The sequence below is a fragment of the Dietzia sp. E1 genome (genome assembly GCF_014145015.1).
GTDB classification, from domain to species: domain Bacteria; phylum Actinomycetota; class Actinomycetes; order Mycobacteriales; family Mycobacteriaceae; genus Dietzia; species Dietzia cinnamea_A.
In genome coordinates, this window is the sequence record NZ_JAALDU010000520.1 from 1 (window position 1) to 2604 (window position 2604).

Consider the following 2604-nt stretch of genomic DNA (forward strand, 5'->3'; position numbering starts at 1 on the left):
AGGTCGCCGTCCGGTTCCTCTCACTCGAATAGTGACCTGCGCCGGGCGTCGGGAGCAGTCTGAACTGGGCTTCAGCGGCGCACGGCGTGTTCGTTGCCGCCGTGCTGCTGCCGTAGCACCGTCTTGAGCACCTTGCCGGTCGCTGTGCGGGGCAGCTCGGCTACGAACTCGATCCTGGTGGGGCACTTGAAGTGGGCAAGCCGCTCCCGGGTGTATGCGATGAGTTCCTCGCCGGTCGGCTCGGCGCCGTCCTGGAGCGCCACGGTGGCCACCGGGGTCTCGCCCCAGCGGACGTCGGGGACGCCGACGACGGCCACTTCACGAACGGCCGGGTGCCGGTAGAGCACTTGCTCGACCTCGATCGGGTAGACGTTCTCGCCGCCAGTGATGATCATGTCCTTTTTGCGGTCGACGAGCGTGATGAACCCCTCGGCGTCTATGCGGCCCAGGTCACCGGTGTGGAACCAGCCGCCGCGGAAGGCCTCGGCCGTGGCTTCCGGGAGACCCCAGTAGCCCGCGAACACATTGGGTCCCCGGAGGACGAGCTCTCCGACCTCGTCGGTGCGCGCGTCCTTGTCGGCGTCATCAACGATGCGCGCCTCAACGTGGAACACCGCGCGGCCGATGGATCCGGCCTTCTCCTTGACGTGATCGGCGTCCAAGACGGACACGATCGGAGCGGTCTCGGTCATTCCGAAACCCTCCTGGAAGGGCAGCCCCTTACCCTGATAGAAATCAATGACCGGCAGAGGGCAGGGCGCTCCACCGGAGACGGCGAGCTCCAGCGAGGACAGGTCGAAGTCGTCGAAGCCAGGCTCCGACATGAGCGCTGCCCACATGGCCGGGACCATGAACTGCACGGTGGCCCTCTCTCGGGACATCGCCTTCAGGGTCTGCGCCGGGTCGAACGAGGGAAGCAGTACGTTGGTCCCACCGACGTACAGCAGCGGCAGGGTGTGGATCCCGAGGCCCCCGATGTGGAACATCGGCGCCACGGTCACCGTGACGTCGGTCTCACGCAAGCCGCGCCCGAAGGACAAGCTGTTCACGACGTTCCACAGGTGATTGTCGTGGGTCAGCATCGCGCCCTTGGGTCGCCCTGTGGTTCCGGACGTGTACATCAAGCACGACACGTTGCTCCGATCGACGTCGGCGCTGACTGGACGGGCCTCACCGTTGGCCAACACGTGCTCATAGCGCAGCTCGCCGTCCTCGGGTTCGCCGCCGACGACCAGGCGGGATCGGACGCGTACTCCCTCGCCGGCCACAGCCGCGCGTGCCCCCGGAGCCAGGGGCGCCGAATACACGAACACGTCTGCGCCCGAGTCCGCCAAGAGATAGGTGATCTCGGCCGGCGCAAGACGCACGTTCATGGGCACGAACACCGCGCCCAGCTTGGCCGTGGCCAGCATCGTCTCTATGAACGCGGTGCTGTTGAGCAGGAGCCCTGCCACCCGATCGCCCCGTCGGACGCCGAGGGCGCTCAGTGCCCGGGCCAGTCGATTGGTGCTGCTGTCTAGGGCGGAGTAGGTCAGACGCCGCTCACCGTCGACGAGAGCGATCCGGTCCCCGGAGAGGAATGCCCTCGTCGTGACCCAGCTGCCGATTCCCTCGTCCATGGACATTCCTTCCGGGATGCTGTCATCTCTGCGAGTGAGTCAGATCACGTAGTTTGTCCAAACCTGACGGTGCCCACAAGCTAGTCGGACGCTACTGAGTAAGTCAAATCAAATGAGACATTTCAGGGTGTTGGAACGTAACCAGTTTTGGCTCGTCTGGCGGGGTCGTTGATGGTGGCCTTCTCTGGAAGTTTCGGCGGTTGCGGTCGTCGGCTGAACCGTTGCGGGTGGGCGTGGTAGGCGGCGTCGAGGACGGCTTGGCGTCGTGCCTGGACGTCGGTGGCGGTGCCGTAGTGGACGCTGGCCCGGATGTTCCTGGGCCTGCTCCGGGCGATCATCGCGCATCCCAAGCCGGTGATCGCGGCCGTCGACGGTCACGTCCGCGCCGGTGGGATGGGTCTGGTGGCGGCCTGCGACCTCGCCGTCGCCGGACCGTCGTCCACCTTCGCGCTCACCGAGGTCCGCCTCGGCCTGGCGGCCGTCATGATCTCCGTACCGTTGGCGGCACGCGTGAACTCACGGGATCTCGCATGCGTGCTGCTGACCGGCGAGAAGTTCGACTCCGCGCACGCCCGGCGGATCGGCCTGCTCTCGGACGCGGTGGAGGACCTCGACGCCGCCGTCGACGAGCTCGTCGACTCCTTCCGGCCCTGCTCGCCGCAGGGACTGGCGGAGAACAAGGCGCTGCTGGCCGCGCCGATGATTGCCGAGCTCGACGCCCGTGGAGACGACCTCGCCGGGGTCACCGCGCGGCTGTTCACGACGCCCGAGGTGGCCGAGGGGATGAGCGCATTTCTCGAACGCCGATTGCCCTCCTGGGCGGCCGACGCGGGGTAGCGTGACAGTGGTGTTGGTCACATGATCAGCGTCACACCATCAGCTCTCGTCCGAGGAGTAAGAGTATGCGTACCAAGGCCGCCATCATCCGTGAGCCCAAGCAGGACGGCTGGGAGATCGTCGACGTCGACATCGACGATCCCAAGGC

At 66.5% G+C, this 2604-nt stretch carries 2 protein-coding genes; one reads left to right on the top strand and one right to left on the bottom strand.

Features of this window, described 5'->3' with window-relative positions:
* Nucleotides 1-71: 71 nt before the first annotated feature.
* Nucleotides 72-1619, bottom strand: a complete 1548-nt coding sequence (locus G6030_RS14980; protein ID WP_182643665.1) for a long-chain fatty acid--CoA ligase — start codon at nucleotides 1617-1619, stop codon at nucleotides 72-74.
* A 309-nt stretch (nucleotides 1620-1928) separates the two neighbouring features.
* On the opposite strand from G6030_RS14980, the gene G6030_RS14985 reads away from it, so the two are divergent.
* Nucleotides 1929-2456, top strand: a complete 528-nt coding sequence (locus tag G6030_RS14985; protein WP_241724388.1) for an enoyl-CoA hydratase-related protein — start codon at nucleotides 1929-1931, stop codon at nucleotides 2454-2456.
* Nucleotides 2457-2604: the final 148 nt, after the last annotated feature.

Coding starts and splice junctions, on each gene's coding strand:
- G6030_RS14980 (WP_182643665.1), bottom strand. CDS start 1,619: ATGGACGAGGGAATCGGCAGCTGGGTCACGACGAGGGCATTCCTCTCC.
- G6030_RS14985 (WP_241724388.1), top strand. CDS start 1,929: ATGTTCCTGGGCCTGCTCCGGGCGATCATCGCGCATCCCAAGCCGGTG.